The organism is Allobranchiibius sp. GilTou73, from assembly GCF_021391335.1.
Classification (GTDB): Bacteria; Actinomycetota; Actinomycetes; order Actinomycetales; family Dermatophilaceae; genus Allobranchiibius; species Allobranchiibius huperziae.
The window spans coordinates 1,466,988-1,483,074 of record NZ_CP090051.1 but is presented as its reverse complement, the minus strand read 5'-3'; the positions used below and the strand labels follow the sequence as shown (position 1 = coordinate 1,483,074).

Here is a 16,087-nt window from a genome sequence, read left to right as displayed (position 1 = left end):
AAACGCGGTGCGCCCCCTCACCACCGCAGGCCCGCCTTCAACAGCGCGGCCTCGACGTGCAGCCGCTCCTCGCGCGTCAGGGGCGGACGTGCGGGATGCGGCAGTTCGAGCGCGGCGCAGCACTCCAGCAGGACATCCTCGTAGGCCAGCTCGATCGCCGTCAGGCGGCGTTTGCGGGCCGGCCCCCCGCCTGCCCGCACCAGTTGCAGCTCCGAACCCAGCCGGTGCAGATCGTCGGCCAGCCGCTCGATCGGCCGGTGGGTGGTGTGCAATGCCTGTGCTCCCCGGCGCAGCCGACGAAGCAACCACGGGACCTTGAACGCCAGGCTGATCACCGCGGCGGGCACGATGCATATCAGCAGGTACTCGACCACGCGCATCCGGCCTCCCCGCCGTACCCGCAGGGCCGGACCCATGGATGGGACCCGGCCCTGCGGTACTACTGTCCTGCCGATCGATCAGGAGGCCTGCCGCGGCTCCGCACTCTGCGCAGCCGCGTTCGACTCACGGGTGCGTGCCCGCTCGAGGGCGGCCTTGCGCTGCTCTTCGTTGTCCCGGGCGATCTCGGCGGCGCGGTCGTCGTCGCGGGTCAGGCAGTCGCCGGACTCCGGGTCGAAGACGTGCATGAACGACGGGTCGAAGACCAGATCGGCTTCCTGTCCCTCCCGCACCCGTGAGCGCGAGTCGAGGTTGACGACCATCTGGGTGCGCATCCCCTCACCGTCCAGGTCGCGGTCCAACTCCTCCAGGGTGCCCTGCAGGGACGGGTCGGAGTCGAACGGGATGTAGGCGTACTGCTCGTTGCCCAGCCACTCCGTCACGTCGACCACGGCCTTGAACGGCACACCGTGGGAGATGTTGTCGCCGAGCGAGGCGTCCTTGATGTGCTCGGGCCGCAGACCCACGATGACCGCGCTCTTACCCTTGACCTTCTCCGCCAGCTCACCGGACAGCTCGACGTCGGCGATGGGCATCTTGAGGGTGTTGCCCTCGACCCGGGCGGGCAGGAAGTTCATCGGCGGCGAGCCGATGAAGCCGGCCACGAACAGGTTGACCGGCTGTTCGTAGAGCTCCCGCGGCGACGCGCACTGCTGCAGGACGCCCTTCTTCAGCACGGCGACCCGGTCGCCCAGGGTCATGGCCTCGGTCTGATCGTGGGTGACGTAGAGCGTGGTCACGCCGAGACGGCGCTGCATGCGCGCGATCTCGGTGCGCATCTGGCCGCGCAGCTTGGCGTCCAGGTTGGACAGCGGCTCGTCGAAGAGGAACGCGTCGGCCTCCCGGACGATCGCGCGGCCCATCGCGACGCGCTGGCGCTGACCACCGGACAGGTTCGCCGGCTTGCGCTCGAGGTGCTCGCGCAACTCCAGCATGTCGGCCGCGTCGTTGACCTTCTGCTTGATCTCGTTGTCACTGTGCTTGCCTTTGGCGAGGCGCAGCGGGAACGCGATGTTCTCGAAGACGGTCAGGTGCGGGTAGAGCGCGTAGTTCTGGAACACCATGGCCAGGTTGCGGTCCCGCGGCGCCAGGTCGTTGACCCGCTTGCCGTTGATGTCCAGTTCGCCGGAGGTGATGTCCTCCAGCCCGACGACCATCCGCAGCAGCGTGGACTTCCCGCAGCCGGACGGTCCGACGAGGATCATGAATTCGCCGTCGGCGATGTCGAGCGAGATGTCGTTGACGGCGGGGAACCCGTCGCCGTACTTCTTGACGAGGTTCTTCAATTCGATGCTTGACACTGGCTAGCTCCTTCGTGCGATGCGGCGGGTAGGCCGGTCAGCCCTTGACGGCGCCGGAGGTGAGTCCGGCGACGATCCGGCGCTGGAAGAGCAGCACCAGGATGACGACGGGAATGGTGACGATGACCGCTGCCGCACAGATGGCACCGGTCGGCTGCGTGAACTGGCTGGCTCCGGTGAAGGAGTTCAGTGCGGCCGGGACGGTCTGTGCGCGGGCGGCGGTCAGGTTGCTGGAGAAGACGAAGTCGTTCCAGGCCGTGAAGAAGGCGATGATGGCCGTGGTGAAGACTCCCGGCGCGGCCAGCGGGGCGACGACCTTGACGAACGCCTGCCAACTGCTGGCGCCATCGACCTGCGCGGCCTGCTCCATCTCCCACGGGATCTGCTGGAAGAAGGCCGACAGGATCCAGATTGACAACGGCAGCGTCAGCGTGATGTAGGGGATGATCAGGCCGGGCAGAGTGTCGAACAGGTGCAGGATGCGCCACAGGTTGAACAGCGGCGTGACCATCGCGATGACCGGGAAGAACGACACGGTCAGAGAAACCACGAGAATCGCCTTCTTGCCGGGGAAGTCCAGCCGGGCGATCGCGTACGCGCAGAACGTGGCCAGGATGACGCTGATGAACGTGGCGACCACGCACACGACGACGGAGTGCCACAACGCCGGCACGAACAGGTCCTTCGCGCCCCCGGTGAAGATGAGGCTGTAGTTGTCCCAGGAGATGCTCTTGGGCCAGAAGTTGCCGAAGACGTTCTGCTGCTGGTCGGCCAGTGCCGCCGTGCTCTTCAGCGAGGTCGCGACGATCCAGACGATCGGGATGAGCGTCCACAGCATGATCGGCACGGAGACTCCGGCGAGACCCCACTTGGTCCTGCCGCTCATTCTGGTGTCCATTACTTGTTGCCCCCTGTCAGGTCGACCTTGAACAGCCGCACGAGCCCGGCGGCGATGATGAGCACGAACACGAACAGCAGCACCGCGAGCGCCGATCCCATGCCGATCTCCGTCTGACTCACGGTGGTCTGACCGACCAGCATCGACAGCGAGTTGGTGTTGTTGGCACCGCCGGTCATCACGAAGGGGTTGTCGTAGATCCGGAACGCGTCGAGCGCGCGGAAGACGACGGCGACCATGATGGCGCCCTTCATGCTCGGGAAGACCACCTTGATCTGGCGTTGCCACCACGAGGCGCCGTCCACTTCGGCCGCCTCCTCCATCGACTGGTCGACCTGTGCCAGACCCGCCAGCAGCAGCAGCGACATGAACGGCGTGGTCTTCCAGATCTCCGACAGGCAGACGATCGTCAGCGAGGACCACGTGCCGCCGAACCAGTTGTAGGACGGGTCGAAGGCGCCGAAGGAGATGAAGTGCAGCCAGTGGTTGACGAAGCCGGTGTCGAACCTGAACGCGTACAGCCAGGAGAACGCCGAGACGACCGTGATGATCGAGTAGGGGATCAGGACCACGGTGCGCAGCGTCCTGCGGGGCAGCACGACCTTGTTCATCACCATCGCGATCGCCATCCCGAAGATCAGCTCCACGACGAGCGTGACGATCGTGATCAACGCGGTGATACCGGTGGCCTTCCAGAACAACGGGTCGCTGAGCGAGGTGATGTAGTTCTGGAACCAGACGAACTTGCGGGCCGCCGGGTCGGTGAGCCGGTAGTTGAACAGCGACAGGTAGAGGGCGTAGGCGATCGGATAGAACGTCACCAGCACCATTACGACGACTGCCGGGGCGGCGAGCCTCCACCCGAGGCGGCGTTCGGCCCTGGTCCGGTCGGAGAGGCCGGCCTTCTTGTCGGATCGGCGAGCGGTCGACCGTTCACCGGTCGTGGTGTCCGCGACGGTACTCACAACAGGGCCTTCCCCTTCAGGACGTTGGAAATGAAGGTCTGCGCCTTCTTCGGTGTGTTGGCGTTCACCGAGCTGGGCGGGCTGAACTGCTGCTGCAGTCCGGTGGAGATGTCGGCCCAGTAGGGCGACAACGGCCGGGGCGCCGCTGTCCCCAGCGACTCCAGGATCGTTGCTGCGATGCCGTTGGGGAACGCCTTCTTCACCGCGGCGTCGGAGAACGCCGCCTTCCGGCTGGCCGGGTTGCCTGCCTTGGCCATGTACGACGCCTGGTTGGTCTCGTCGGTGATGCACGCCGCGGCGTCGTAGGCCAGATCGGTGTGCTTGCTGGTCTTGCCGACCGCGAGGTCGATGCCGCCGAACGGCGGCGCCGCGCTTTTCCCATCGACCGTGCGCGGATAGATGGTTGCGCCGATGTCGCTCTTGTTGCCGGTGAGCGCGGCGTAGGTGTAGGGCCAGTTGACCAGGAACGCAGCGGCGCCGCTCTGGAAGAGGTTGAGCGCCGCCGTCTCGTCGGAGGAGCCCATGGCCGGTCCACCGAGGCCGGACTTGGCGATCTGGGAGATGATCGACGCTGCGTCCTTGCCGGCCGGGGTGTTGAGGCCGAGCTTGGTGTCGTCGGCCGTCGCGCTCGGGTTCTTCACGATCGAGCCACCGCCACCGGCGACCAGCGCGTTGATCCACACCGAGTAGCCCTCATAGAGCTTGGCCTGGACCCCGATCTCCTTCTTCTCCTTCTTCGCGGCCGCGATGATCTGTGCCCAGGTGACGGGCTTGCTCATATCGAGGCCTGCGGCCTGGGCGACCGACTTGCGGTACCAGAGCAGCTGGGTGTTGGCCCAGAACGGTGCCGCGATGAGCTTGCCACCGAAGGTCGCGCCCTTGATCGCCGACGGCACCCGGTCGTCCTCGAAGTTCGAGACCATGTCGGCCGGCACGGGCGCGAGCAGCTTCGCCGAGGCGAATTGGGTGACGTAGGCAGGGTCCATGCTCATCAGGTCCATGGAACTGTCGCCGGAGATCAGGCGTCGCAGCAGTTGGGTGCGCTGGTCGTCGGCGGAGTTGGGCAGCAGCTGCACCTTGATGTCGTACTTCCCGCCCGAGGCCTTCGAACAGGCCAGCGCGAGCGACGCCTGACCGCCCTTGCTGGCATCGGTGTTGCCGACGTCCGGGTTGATGTACCAGGTGAGGGTCTGCTTGCCGCTGCTGCTGCCACTGCTACCGCAGGCCGCGAGCCCGCCGCTGGCGAGCATCACACCCGCCGCTGCCAGGGCTAAGCCACGACGTCGTGGCATTGGGTTCTTCATTCGGTGGGGCTCCTGCCTCGACGGTCGTGCGTGTCGTGTACGACCTCAGTGTGACGCACACCACTCTGGCCATGGGGACCTTCGACGGCAAGGCGATCGCACAGACTTGTGCGAATGTGTCCGAATCGGTATCTACCCGTCGGTATGGGCTCAGATCGTCGTGGTAATCGGTCCGAGGGTCGCCCGGCGGGCCCGGCGGGAGCACGGCATACCCTGGCGGCCAGCGAACCGCCACCCATCCCCGCGAAGGAACGACCCTCTTCATGTCTTCTGCACCTCGCTTCGACTACGAGGACCTGCTGCCCATCGGGGCGGACACCACGACCTACCGCCGGCTCACCACCGACGGCGTCCGGACCGTGGAGGGACCCGGCGGGCGCACCTTCTTGGAGATCGACCCGGCGGCGCTGCGACTGCTCGCCGACACCGCGATGCACGACATCGCGCACTATCTGCGCCCGGCCCATCTCGCGCAGCTGCGTCGCATCGTCGACGACCCGGACGCGAGCAACAACGACAAGTTCGTGGCGCTGGACCTGCTGAAGAACGCCGGCATCGCTGCCGCCGGCGTGCTGCCGATGTGCCAGGACACCGGCACCGCGATCGTGATGGGCAAGAAGGGTTCCCACGTGCTGGTCGACGGCGGGGCGCCCGACGAGGCCGCGCTGGCCCACGGTGTCCACGACGCCTACACCCGGCTCAACCTGCGCTACTCCCAGATGGCGCCGCTCACCACCTGGGAGGAGACCAACACAGGCTCCAACCTGCCCGCGCAGATCGAGCTGTACGCCGACAGCGCGGCCGGCCACGAGACGGCGTACAAGTTCCTCTTCATGGCCAAGGGCGGTGGCTCGGCCAACAAGTCCTTCCTCTTCCAGGAGACCAAGGCGATCCTCAACCCCGACGCGATGCTGGCGTTCCTAGACGAGAAGCTGCGGGGGCTCGGCACCTCCGCCTGCCCGCCGTACCACCTGGCGATCGTGATCGGCGGCACCAGCGCTGAATTCGCCTTGAAGACCGCGAAGTACGCCAGCGCCAAGTATCTGGACGAGCTGCCGACGAAGGGGTCGCCGGTCGGGCACGGGTTCCGCGACGTCGAGCTGGAGGAGCGGGTGCTCGAACTGACCCGGCAGTTCGGGATCGGCGCCCAGTTCGGCGGCAAGTACTTCTGCCACGACGTGCGGGTGGTGCGTCTGCCGCGGCACGGCGCGTCGCTGCCCGTCGCGATCGCGGTCAGCTGCTCCGCCGACCGCCAGTGCCTGGGCAAGATCACGGCCGAGGGCGTCTTCATCGAGCAGTTGGAGACCGACCCGGCGCGCTTCCTGCCGGAGGTCACGCAGGAACAGCTGGACGGGGACGGCGATGAAGCGGACGTCGTCGAGATCGACCTGAACCGCCCGATGGACGAGATCCTCGCCGAGTTGACCAAACACCCTGTCAAGACTCGACTTTCGCTGACCGGGCCGCTGGTCGTGGCGCGCGACATCGCGCACGCCAAGATCAAGGAGCGCCTGGATGCCGGTGAGGAGATGCCGGACTACCTGAAGCAGAACGCGGTCTACTACGCCGGCCCGGCCAAGACCCCGGAGGGCTACGCGTCCGGTTCGTTCGGACCGACCACGGCGGGTCGGATGGACTCCTACGTCGAGCAGTTCCAGGCGGCGGGCGGCTCGATGGTGATGCTCGCCAAGGGCAATCGCAGCAAGCAGGTGACCGACGCGTGCCGCACGCACGGCGGCTTCTACCTGGGCTCGATCGGCGGTCCCGCGGCCCGTCTCGCGCAGGACTGCATCACCTCGGTGGAGGTGCTGGAGTATCCGGAGCTGGGCATGGAGGCCATCTGGAAGATCGAGGTGCGCGACTTCCCGGCGTTCGTCGTGGTCGACGACAAGGGTGAGGACTTCTTCGCCGCCACCGCCAAACCCACCGCGTTCACCATCGGAAAGAGGTCAGGACTGTGAACGGATTCGAGGACCTGCTGCAGGCCAACCAGAAGTTCGCGGACTCGTTCGCGCTCGGCGGTTTCGACGGAGTGGCGGCCGCGGGCGTCGCGATCGTCACGTGCATGGACTCGCGCATCGACCCGCTGCGGATGGTGGGCCTGATGCCGGGTGACGCCAAGATCTTCCGCAACCCCGGCGGCCGCGTCACCGACGCAGCCCTGGAGGCCCTGGTGCTGGGGGTGCACCTGCTGAACGTCGAACGCGTCCTCGTCGTGCCGCACACCCGGTGTGCTGTGGCAACGGCGACCGAGCGCGAATTACGTTCTCGCGTGGGCGCATCCGCGGGTGTCGATGTCACGTGGCAGCGATTCCACGTCGTTGACAACCAGGTGGAGGCACTCGCCGAGGACGTCGCTCGCGTGCACAGCCACCCGTTGATTCCCGACCGGGTGCAGGTGGGTGGTTTCGTCTACGACGTCGACACCGGCCTGCTGCACCAGCACGTCTGACCCGCACCATCACCCCACCGATCGGAGCACCCGTGCCTGAGGCGCAGCCCATCCCGCAGCGGTACGACGAGGCGGCGCGCCGCCTCGCCCGGACGGCGTACGAGACCCTGGAGCCGCTGCACGTGGTGGCGTACTTCAACCCGGTGATCCGCGAGCAGCAGAAGAGCAGCGGTCTGTCGAGGATGGCCCGCTATCTCGCGGGTCGCGGCGCGCCGCTGGGCGACTGCCCGGGCGCGGTCGTGGCCGCCACGTTCTACAACTTCAACCCGACCGCTGTCGGGCCCGCGTGGGACGAGGCGGTCGCGTACGGGCTGGACCGCACCTACGCGATGCACCTCGAGGCGGTCGAGGGCACGCTGCGCACCGCGCTCGGCCCCCTGACGCAGGACCCCGAACTCGCCCGGGTCGCAACCCGATTCGCACAGATTGCCCAGGGTCTGTCGTACGCCGGCCGGCCGCTGGCCGCCGCGTGGGCGTCCACCGAGACACCGGACGCAGCTGACGCGCCGCACCTGCGGCTCTGGCACGCGTTCGCCGCACTGCGGGAGTACCGCGGCGACGGGCACCTGGCTGCCCTCGTACAGGCCGGACTCAGCGGCGCCGAGGCGCTCGTCTTCCACGAGGCGCCGCACCCCGACCCGACCCTGCGCCGACGAGCGCTCGGCGCGGACTTCGCGCGGGCGTCGCGCGCCTGGTCCGACGAGGAGTGGGGCGCGGCGACGCAGGCACTGCAGCAGCGGGGCCTGCTGGACGACCAGGGCACCATCAGCCCGGCCGGTGTCGTGCTGTACGACGCGTTGGAGGTCGCGACCGACGACGCCGCCGCCGGCATCTTCGACGGGGTGGACGATGCCACGGAGCTGATCGCCGCCGGCCGTCCGTTCGTCAAGGCCGTCCTGGACGCCGGGATCCTTCCGGGGACCGTCGCCAAGGGCGCCTGAGGCACTGTGCTCATGCAGGTCAGCGGGCTGCGGGTCCATCCGGTGAAGTCGACGGCGATCCGGCCGGTGCAGGCGGCGTACGTCAGTCGCGCCGGCGTGCGCGGCGACCGCGAGTGGATGGTGGTGGACGGTGACGGCAAGCTCGTCTCGGCCCGCGAGCTCCCCCGCCTGTTCTCGGTGACAGCCGACAACCGGGCGACCGGCGTCGACGTCGATCTGCGTCTCGGCGCGCCGGGGATGCCGAACCTGGACGCGCAGCATCCGCGGACCGACCTCGTCACGGTCCGGATGTTCTCGGAGCCGCCGATGCAGGCCCGTCCGGTCGGCGAGGAGGCCGACGAGTGGTTGCAGCAGGCCGTCGACCACGACGACCTGCACCTCGTGTGGTGCGACGATCCGACCCGGCGCGCGCTCGACCCCGACTACAGCCGCGACGGTGATCACACGGCGTTCGCCGACGGATTCCCGCTCAACCTGGTCACGGACGCGTCGGTGGCGCAACTGGACACCTGGGTCCGCGAAACGGCTGTCGAACGCGCGGAGGCACCGACCGTCATCACCGCGGCGCGCTTCCGCGCCAACATCGAGATCAGCGGTGCACCAGCACCGTTCGCCGAGGACCAGTGGTCTCGCATCCGGATCGGCGAGGTCGATTTTCGGGTGCCGCTGCCGTCCGCGCGCTGTGTGATGACGACCATCGACGAGGATCTGCGCAAGGGGAAGGAGCCGATCCGGACGCTGGCCCGGCACCGCAGGTGGGAGGGCGCGACCTGGTTCGCCGCCAACCTCATCCCGGACACCGAGGGCACCGTCCGGGTCGGCGACGAACTCACCGTGCTGGAGCAGGTCGCGCCCGGCTGAGATCACCGGAACGGCGCCTCACATTTCTGCGTAACGAGGCATTCTGCGCGGGTCGCCACCTACCGTTGCTGTGTCACGTCATCCTCGGAGGACCCCGATGGCACCTTCTCCTGCGACCTCAGGCGGCCGGATATCACGCCGAGCCGCCGTGGGCGGGGGCCTCGGCGCGGCCGCGTTGGGCGTGCTGGTGGGGTGTGAGGCGCTCGAGCGGAAGACGAGCACCAGCACGGGTGCGGGAACGAGTGCGACTCCGCCCTCGAGCACCTCCACGCGGGTGACGCCGCAGCCGGTGCAGACCCCCAGGGGTTCCGGCGAACCGATGCCGCAGGGCGACCTGGCCGGGTGGAAACAGGTCATCGCCGAGGACTTCACCACCGACGTCGGCGTCGGCGGCTTCGTCGTGGGGGACGACGGGCTGCTTACCGACAGCTGTGCCGCGCACGCGGCGTACGGCTCGCGGCTCAGCGGATACCAGGACGGCCCCACGGACAACGGCGGCCTCTACCGGGTCGCGCGCACCGTCTCGGTCACCGACTCCATCCTGGACATCCACACCCGCACCGACCCCGTGACGGGGAAGCTGCTCAGCGCGGCGATCTACCCGTTTCGGGCAGGCCAACCCTCCAACGCGCACACCTACGGCCGGTGGTCCTACCGGCTGCGCTCCCTCGACGCCACCGGGACCGGCATCATCTGCGTCAGCCTGCTCTTCCCGGAACGCAAGCAGGACTGGCCCAGATCCGGTGAGATGGACTGGCCGGAGTGCGACGTCAGCGGGGCCGTGGGCGGGAACCACCACCCGGCGGGTTACCGCACCAACATGGCAGAGCAGATCTCGGGCCTGGGGCTGCGGTTGCGCGACTGGCACACCTTCACCCTCGACTGGCGCAAGGGTTCCCTCTCCTACCTGGTGGACGGCATCACGGCCTTCTCGACCAAGACCCACGTACCGTCCGGCTCCCTGAAATGGGACATCCAATGCTCTCCCGATCCCGCGCGGCGCACCCTTCCGCGCAATCTGTCCGCGCACGTCCAGCTGGACTGGGTGGTCGCCTACGACCCTGCGTGAGCCGGTCGACGTCTCACCCGGCCACCCCAGCGTCTTCCGTATCGCGCATGGATCGGACACACTCAGGCAGGCAGATCCATTTTGGACTATCGACGATAGGTCGACTGCGAGGCTCGCATGTCCGCACATCTCCCCCTCGCCGATGCGGTGGCCGGTGCAGACGGGGAACCACACCGCGGCACCGGCGGGGCCTGCGCATCTGCAGATCGACCGAGTCGTCGGATACGACCCGCCCTGAGCCGACCGACGCCCCCGCCCGCTTTACGCGCGGCACATCGAACCTTGACCGAATCCAGCGACTTCTCCGAGGTCCGGCCGCCCGACCCCGAAATTAGCCTCGTGCACGAGGCCACCTCCCATGCCTCCGGTCGACCCGCCCGAGCGGTCCGGGAGGACGCGAGCAGAGGCAGGACACCATGAGGACGCACCCGATCAATCGACGCGCACTGCTCGGCGGGTCCGCCGGCCTGGCACTCGGCGCAGCCGTCTCCGGTGCAGCCGGAGCCACCAGCGCGTCCGGAGCCGCGCTGCCGGTCGGCGATCTGCCCGGCTGGAAGCAGGTGATCCGCGAAGACTTCACCACGGCCGTCCCGAGGGGCGGTTTCGTCGCCTCTCCGACCACGTACGGCGAGCTCGCCACCACGTGCGCGGCCTACCGCGCCTACGGGAGACGACTCGGCGTCTACGGCAACGGACCGGTGAACACGTACGGCTACTACGACGTGAGCAAGACGCTCTCGACGTCGGGTTCGCTGCTGGACATGTACCTGCACCATGACACCGCGACCAACCGCAACGTCAGTGCGGCCGTCTTCCCCTTCCGCGCCGGCAGCACCACGAACGCCCATCTCTACGGCCGGTGGTCCTACCGGATGCGCTCCTACAACGCCACCGGGACGAACTGGGCGTGCGTGTCGCTCCTGTGGCCCGACGTGGACAGTCAGTGGCCGATGGCCGGCGAGATCGACTGGCCCGAGGGAGACGTGCGCGCCGTGCCGTCGGGCGCACGCGGCAACGTCGCCGGGTTCTTCCACCCGCGCGGCGCCCAGTCCGGCCACGAGGGGACGGTGCCGATCCCGGGCCTCAACGGCCTGTGGACCAACTGGCACACGTACACCATCGAGTGGCTCCCGAACTCGTTGAAGTGCTACCTCAACAACCACCTGGTCCTCTCCCGCACGACCAGGGTCCCGTCGACCCCGATGCGGTGGATCACCCAGTCCTGCCCCAGCAACGACAACAGGGGCGCGCCGCTGCGACCCGCCGGATCGGCTCACGTGCAGATCGACTGGGTCGTCGCCTACGACCGGGCCTGATCCGGCGGCCCGGCATGCGCCGGGACCGCCGGCTGTTTACGATGTGACATATGACGTCTACTCGTAGCTCGGCCACCGATGAAGAGAGCCTGCTCGACGCCGCCCGGGACTGTGTCCTGGCCGTCGGGTGGCGTCGTACGACGGTCACGGATGTGGCTCGCCGTGCCGGCGTCTCCCGCATGACGTTCTACCGGCGCTGGCCGGACATGACCGCGCTCACCGCGGACCTGATGACGCGTGAGTTCGCCGGGGCCGGAAGCTCCGTACGCGGCAGGTCGGCCGACGACGAGGTGGACGCCGCCTCGATCGCCGCCCGGGTGTCGTCCGCCGTGACCGAGATCCGCAAGGACCCGCTCTTCCAGAAGATCATCGACGTCGATCCGGAACTCCTACTGCCCTACCTGCTCGACCGGCGCGGCCGCGCGCAGGACATCATGCTGGCGGCACTGGTCGACCGGATCCGCGAAGGCCAGAGGAGTGGCGGCGTGCGCAGCGGCCGGCCCGAGGTGCTGGCGCGCACCGTGCTCCTCATCTGCCACGGCTTCGTCATCTCGGCCCAGACCATGCAGGACAGTCGGTACTCCGATCGCATCGCACGGCGTGAGCTGACCCAGGCGGTCGAGGGCTACCTGGCCTGAAGAACGGCCACTCACACGACTGCGCCCCGTGCCGCACAAGCGGCACGGGGCGCATCACGCGCTGCGGGGACGATCAGGCGACGGACACCGTGACGTCGATGTTGCCGCGGGTCGCCTTGGAGTACGGGCAGAACTGGTGAGCCTGCTCGACCAGCTGCTGCGCGGTCGCCTCGTCGACGCCGGGGATGTGCGCGACCAGCTTCACGGCGAGGCCGAATCCCTCGCCGGTCTTGCCCAGGCTCACCGAGGCGGTCACGGTCGACTCGCTGGTGTCGTGCCCGGCCCGGGAGGCCACGGCGTTCAATGCCCCGGAGAAGCACGAGGCGTACCCGGCGGCAAAGAGGGTCTCGGGGTTGGCCTTGGGGTTGGACTTGCTCCCCGGCTTGCCGAGCACCACATCGATGACGCCGTCCTCGCTCTTGACGTGTCCGTCGCGGCCGCCCTCGGCGGTTGCGTCCATCGTGTAGACAACCGAGTCGAGTGCTTCGTAGGGCATGGGAACACCTTTCGTTGGGGAGCTGTCGCCTAGGTCAACGTGCTGCGGTGACAACCATTCCCCCGGCCAACCGCCTCAGGAGGACTTTCAGTCCAGCGCGAGCTCGGTGGCGACGACTGCCGCAAGCTGCTCGGCCAGGTCGTCCGCCTGCTGGGAGGTCTGCGCCTCCACCATCACGCGCACGAGGGGCTCGGTGCCGGACTTGCGCAGGAGTACCCGCCCGGTGTCCCCCAGGGCCGCCTCGGCGTCCTGGACGGCGGACAGCACGGTCGCGTGGTGGTCCACGGCGTCCTTGTCGACATGTGGCACGTTGACCAGCCGCTGCGGCAGCCGCGTGACGCAGGCGGCGAGCTGCGCGAGCGTCGAACCCTGCGAGGCGACGCATGCCGCGAGCAGCAGCCCGGTGAGGACGCCGTCCCCGGTCGTGCCGTGCTCGAGCAGGATGACGTGGCCGGACTGCTCGCCGCCGAGGGACAGACCGGACCTGCGCATCTCCTCCAGCACGTAGCGGTCGCCGACGCCGGTCTGGCGCACGGTGATCCCCGCGGCACGCATGGCGTGATGCAGGCCGAGGTTGCTCATGACGGTCGCTACGAGCGTGTCCTGCGCCAGCCGGCCACGACGCTTCAGGTCGATGGCGAGCACCGCCATGATCTGGTCCCCGTCCACGTCGTGCCCGTCGCCGTCGACCGCGAGGCAGCGGTCGGCGTCACCGTCGAAGGCAAGCCCGAAGTCGGCTCCAGCGGCCAGTACGGCCTGGCGCAACGGTTCCAGGTGGGTGGAGCCGCAGCCCTCGTTGATGTTGACGCCGTCGGGAGCGGCACCGATGAGCGTGACGCGGGCCCCGGCCTTCTCGAAGACGCGCGGTGCGACGTCGTACGCCGCGCCGTTGGCCGTGTCGAGGACGATGTGCAGGCCGTCCAGGCGGTGCGGGAGCGCTCCGAGCAGGTGGGCGATATAGCGCTCGGCGCCATCTTCGTACGCCGTCACGCGGCCGACCGCCGCCCCGATGGGGCGGTCCCACTCCTGGGTCAGGTGGGTCTCGATCGCGTCCTCGATCGTGTCGGGCAGCTTGTGGCCCCCGCGCGAGAAGAACTTGATGCCGTTGTCGGCCATCGGGTTGTGCGAGGCGGAGATCATCACTCCGAGGTCGGCGCCGCTGTGCGCCGTCAGATGGGCGATGGCCGGGGTCGGAAGAACCCCCGCGTCGTGCACGTCGACGCCGGCCGACGCCAGACCCGCCACGGTCGCGGCGGAGAGGAACTCGCCGGAGGCCCGCGGGTCGCGGCCGACCACGGCGTGCGGCCGGTGGCCGGCGAACTGGCCCTCCTCGGACAGCACGCGCGCTGCCGCAGCGGCGAGACCGAGCGCGAGCTCCGCCGTCACCTCACGATTGGCCAGACCGCGCACCCCGTCGGTACCAAACATTCGTCCCATGAGCACACCTTCCTACATCACGAGCATGAAAAAGCCCCGGCGCCTGGGGGTGTTCCAGGCGCCGGGGCCTCTCCGGACATACGTCGCGGGTCTCCACGCGGGACCGGCGCGAAGCGCCGGACGTCGCGGTGTGACTCAGCGCTTGCTGTACTGCGGTGCCTTACGGGCCTTCTTCAGACCGGCCTTCTTGCGCTCGGGCACACGGGCGTCCCGGGTGAGGAAGCCGGCCTTCTTCAGCGGGGCTCGGTTGAGCTCGGGGTCGATGCCGTTCAGCGAACGCGCGACGCCGAGGCGGACGGCGCCGGCCTGGCCGGAGGGGCCACCGCCGGAGACGCGCACGAGCACGTCGTACGCACCGTCGAGCTCGAGCACCCGGAAGGGCTCGTTGACGAGCTGCTGGTGGACCTTGTTCGGGAAGTACTCGGCCAGCGTGCGGCCGTTGACCTTCCACTCGCCGCTACCGGGCACGATGCGCACACGGGCGATGGCCTGCTTGCGACGGCCGGTGCCGGCGCCGGGCTCCGATGCGGAACGACGGACGGGCGCCTCCGCGTCGTCGCCGACGGGGCCGGCGGACTCTGAGGTGTATTCGGACAGTGCTGGCTCGTCGGTCTCGAGGACGTCGAGCTCGGTGGTCTGGTCGTCAGCCACGATTCTCCTGAAGTCTTGAAAGGGTGGTGGGCAGCCGGCGCGTTACTGCGCGACCTGGGTGATCTCGAACGGGACGGGCTGCTGGGCACCGTGTGGGTGCTCGGGGCCGGCGTACACCTTGAGCTTGCTCATCTGGGCGCGACCGAGGCTGTTCTTCGGGACCATCCCGCGGATGGCCTTCTCGACGGCCTTGGCCGGGTCCTTGGCCATCAGGTCGGTGTAGGAGGTCGCCTTGAGGCCGCCCGGGAAACCGGAGTGGCGGTAGGCGATCTTCTTCTGCATCTTCGAACCGGTCAGCGCCACCTTGTCGGCGTTGATGATGATCACGAAGTCACCGGTGTCCATGTGCGGCGCGTAGGTGGTCTTGTGCTTGCCGCGCAGCAGGCTCGCCGCGTGCGTGGCCAGGCGGCCGAGCACGATGTCCGTGGCGTCGATGATGTGCCAGGCGCGCTCCTGCTGGAGCTGCGCCGTCTTGGGCGTGAAAGTGCGCACGTTCGTCAACTTTCTGAATCGTTTGTCGTGCTGGGCTGTCGGACCTGCCACCGGCCGATCGCCCGGTGAGGGCGCATCTGCGGCGACGACCGAACGTCGATGGGCGCGTGAACGCGACCCCTCAAGTTTACGGAGTTCCCGTCGTTCAGCCCAAATCAAGCTGACGCCCTGTCATACCAACGAGATTCGAGGACGTGGGGCACTGCTTCGGTTGAATGCAAAGAGATTGTGCAAAGCTATTGTGCATGCCCTCATCCTCCGCGTCGACCCCGCCGACCGGCTCGCAGAGCCTGCGCGTGCTCGCCCACCCGCTCCGCTCGCGCCTGCTCGCCCGGCTCCGCGTCCACGGTCCGGGCACGGCCACCGAGCTCGCCGAGGCGCTCGGCACCAACTCCGGGGCGACGAGCTACCACCTGCGGATCCTGGAGGAGTCCGGACGGGTGCGGGACACCGGCACGGGCACCGGGCGGCGCCGGGTGTGGGAAGCGGTGGCCCTGCCCGCACGCGAGTCCGCCGAACCCGACGCCGACGCCGACGAGACCGCTGCCGCGCGCTGGCTCGAATACGACCTGGTGCAGTACGTCGCCGAGCGCACCGATCGGTGGATCGAGCAACAGGACGGCTGGCCGACGCCGTGGCGCACCGCGTGCGGCCTGGACGACCACGACGTCCTCGTCACCACCGAGCAGCTCTCCGCGATGGCCGAGGAGCTGGCGGAGGTCCTGCAGCGGTACAGGCGGGTCGGAGCCGGCAGCCCCGGGGCACGGCGCGTCGCGGTCTACACCACCGTGCTCCCCGTCGATCCCGCACCGCGCACCGCCTGAGCGG

The 16,087-nt window shown here is 68.6% G+C and carries 17 protein-coding genes; 8 read left to right on the top strand and 9 right to left on the bottom strand.

The annotated features are described in order from the left end of the window. Nucleotides 1-17 precede the first annotated feature (17 nt). From LVQ62_RS07515 to LVQ62_RS07495, 5 genes are all read right to left on the bottom strand, one after another. Entirely contained in the window at nt 18-380 is a 363-nt protein-coding gene (locus tag LVQ62_RS07515; protein WP_208053237.1) for a hypothetical protein, read from the bottom strand. A gap of 78 nt (nt 381-458) precedes the next feature. Continuing rightward, entirely contained in the window at nt 459-1,739 is a 1,281-nt protein-coding gene (gene ugpC, locus LVQ62_RS07510) for an ABC transporter ATP-binding protein (RefSeq protein ID WP_208053236.1), read from the bottom strand. Nucleotides 1,740-1,776: 37 nt separating this feature from the next. Further along, a complete protein-coding gene (locus tag LVQ62_RS07505) occupies nt 1,777-2,625 on the bottom strand; it encodes a carbohydrate ABC transporter permease (protein WP_208053235.1) in 849 nt (282 codons plus the stop codon). An 11-nt stretch (nt 2,626-2,636) separates the two neighbouring features. Next, nucleotides 2,637-3,602 carry a carbohydrate ABC transporter permease gene (locus tag LVQ62_RS07500; RefSeq protein WP_233767065.1) on the bottom strand — a complete coding sequence of 322 codons (966 nt, stop codon included), beginning with the start codon at nt 3,600-3,602 and terminating at the stop codon, nt 2,637-2,639. Beyond that, a complete protein-coding gene (locus LVQ62_RS07495) occupies nt 3,599-4,852 on the bottom strand; it encodes an extracellular solute-binding protein (protein WP_233767063.1) in 1,254 nt (417 codons plus the stop codon). Before LVQ62_RS07495 ends, LVQ62_RS07500 begins: the two co-directional genes overlap by 4 nt. Before the next feature lie 317 nt (nt 4,853-5,169). Between LVQ62_RS07495 and LVQ62_RS07490 the strand changes: the two genes are divergently transcribed. The 7 genes from LVQ62_RS07490 to LVQ62_RS07460 all read left to right on the top strand — a co-directional run bounded on the left by LVQ62_RS07490 (nt 5,170) and on the right by LVQ62_RS07460 (nt 12,183). Further along, nucleotides 5,170-6,867: a fumarate hydratase gene (locus LVQ62_RS07490; RefSeq protein WP_233767061.1), complete on the top strand. Its 1,698-nt coding sequence runs from the start codon at nt 5,170-5,172 to the stop codon at nt 6,865-6,867. After that, nucleotides 6,864-7,358, top strand: a complete 495-nt coding sequence (locus LVQ62_RS07485) for a carbonic anhydrase (protein WP_208053232.1) — start codon at nt 6,864-6,866, stop codon at nt 7,356-7,358. Before LVQ62_RS07490 ends, LVQ62_RS07485 begins: the two co-directional genes overlap by 4 nt. A gap of 32 nt (nt 7,359-7,390) precedes the next feature. Beyond that, entirely contained in the window at nt 7,391-8,299 is a 909-nt protein-coding gene (locus tag LVQ62_RS07480; protein WP_233767059.1) for a hypothetical protein, read from the top strand. A gap of 12 nt (nt 8,300-8,311) precedes the next feature. Further along, complete coding sequence (locus LVQ62_RS07475; RefSeq protein WP_233767057.1) at nt 8,312-9,160, top strand: MOSC domain-containing protein; 849 nt, start codon at nt 8,312-8,314, stop codon at nt 9,158-9,160. Between the two features lie 97 nt (nt 9,161-9,257). Then, the gene (locus LVQ62_RS07470; RefSeq protein ID WP_208053229.1) at nt 9,258-10,229 is read left to right on the top strand and encodes a glycoside hydrolase family 16 protein; all 972 of its coding nucleotides are present in this window, start codon (nt 9,258-9,260) and stop codon (nt 10,227-10,229) included. 416 nt (nt 10,230-10,645) lie between these two features. Then, a complete protein-coding gene (locus LVQ62_RS07465) occupies nt 10,646-11,545 on the top strand; it encodes a glycoside hydrolase family 16 protein (RefSeq protein ID WP_233767055.1) in 900 nt (299 codons plus the stop codon). Nucleotides 11,546-11,595: 50 nt separating this feature from the next. Then, nucleotides 11,596-12,183 (top strand): TetR/AcrR family transcriptional regulator, encoded by a 588-nt coding sequence (locus LVQ62_RS07460; RefSeq protein WP_233767049.1) that lies wholly within the window; start codon nt 11,596-11,598, stop codon nt 12,181-12,183. Between the two features lie 73 nt (nt 12,184-12,256). Here LVQ62_RS07460 and LVQ62_RS07455 read toward each other — a convergent pair whose 3' ends face one another. From LVQ62_RS07455 to rplM, 4 genes are all read right to left on the bottom strand, one after another. Beyond that, on the bottom strand, nt 12,257-12,679 hold the full coding sequence (locus LVQ62_RS07455; RefSeq protein WP_179482505.1) for an organic hydroperoxide resistance protein: 423 nt from the start codon (nt 12,677-12,679) through the stop codon (nt 12,257-12,259). 87 nt (nt 12,680-12,766) lie between these two features. Then, nucleotides 12,767-14,116 carry a phosphoglucosamine mutase gene (glmM, locus tag LVQ62_RS07450; protein WP_233767047.1) on the bottom strand — a complete coding sequence of 450 codons (1,350 nt, stop codon included), beginning with the start codon at nt 14,114-14,116 and terminating at the stop codon, nt 12,767-12,769. Nucleotides 14,117-14,251: 135 nt separating this feature from the next. Then, nucleotides 14,252-14,767: a 30S ribosomal protein S9 gene (gene rpsI / locus LVQ62_RS07445; protein WP_179482509.1), complete on the bottom strand. Its 516-nt coding sequence runs from the start codon at nt 14,765-14,767 to the stop codon at nt 14,252-14,254. 42 nt (nt 14,768-14,809) lie between these two features. Further along, on the bottom strand, nt 14,810-15,259 hold the full coding sequence (gene rplM / locus LVQ62_RS07440) for a 50S ribosomal protein L13 (protein ID WP_179482511.1): 450 nt from the start codon (nt 15,257-15,259) through the stop codon (nt 14,810-14,812). 245 nt (nt 15,260-15,504) lie between these two features. On the opposite strand from rplM, the gene LVQ62_RS07435 reads away from it, so the two are divergent. Further along, nucleotides 15,505-16,083 carry a helix-turn-helix domain-containing protein gene (locus LVQ62_RS07435; RefSeq protein ID WP_208053224.1) on the top strand — a complete coding sequence of 193 codons (579 nt, stop codon included), beginning with the start codon at nt 15,505-15,507 and terminating at the stop codon, nt 16,081-16,083. The last annotated feature ends 4 nt before the right edge of the window (nt 16,084-16,087 follow it).

Coding starts and splice junctions, on each gene's coding strand:
- LVQ62_RS07515 (WP_208053237.1), bottom strand. CDS start 380: ATGCGCGTGGTCGAGTACCTGCTGATATGCATCGTGCCCGCCGCGGTG.
- LVQ62_RS07505 (WP_208053235.1), bottom strand. CDS start 2,625: ATGAGCGGCAGGACCAAGTGGGGTCTCGCCGGAGTCTCCGTGCCGATC.
- LVQ62_RS07495 (WP_233767063.1), bottom strand. CDS start 4,852: ATGCTCGCCAGCGGCGGGCTCGCGGCCTGCGGTAGCAGTGGCAGCAGC.
- LVQ62_RS07490 (WP_233767061.1), top strand. CDS start 5,170: ATGTCTTCTGCACCTCGCTTCGACTACGAGGACCTGCTGCCCATCGGG.
- LVQ62_RS07475 (WP_233767057.1), top strand. CDS start 8,312: ATGCAGGTCAGCGGGCTGCGGGTCCATCCGGTGAAGTCGACGGCGATC.
- LVQ62_RS07470 (WP_208053229.1), top strand. CDS start 9,258: ATGGCACCTTCTCCTGCGACCTCAGGCGGCCGGATATCACGCCGAGCC.
- LVQ62_RS07465 (WP_233767055.1), top strand. CDS start 10,646: ATGAGGACGCACCCGATCAATCGACGCGCACTGCTCGGCGGGTCCGCC.
- LVQ62_RS07460 (WP_233767049.1), top strand. CDS start 11,596: ATGACGTCTACTCGTAGCTCGGCCACCGATGAAGAGAGCCTGCTCGAC.
- LVQ62_RS07455 (WP_179482505.1), bottom strand. CDS start 12,679: ATGCCCTACGAAGCACTCGACTCGGTTGTCTACACGATGGACGCAACC.
- glmM (WP_233767047.1), bottom strand. CDS start 14,116: ATGGGACGAATGTTTGGTACCGACGGGGTGCGCGGTCTGGCCAATCGT.
- LVQ62_RS07435 (WP_208053224.1), top strand. CDS start 15,505: ATGCCCTCATCCTCCGCGTCGACCCCGCCGACCGGCTCGCAGAGCCTG.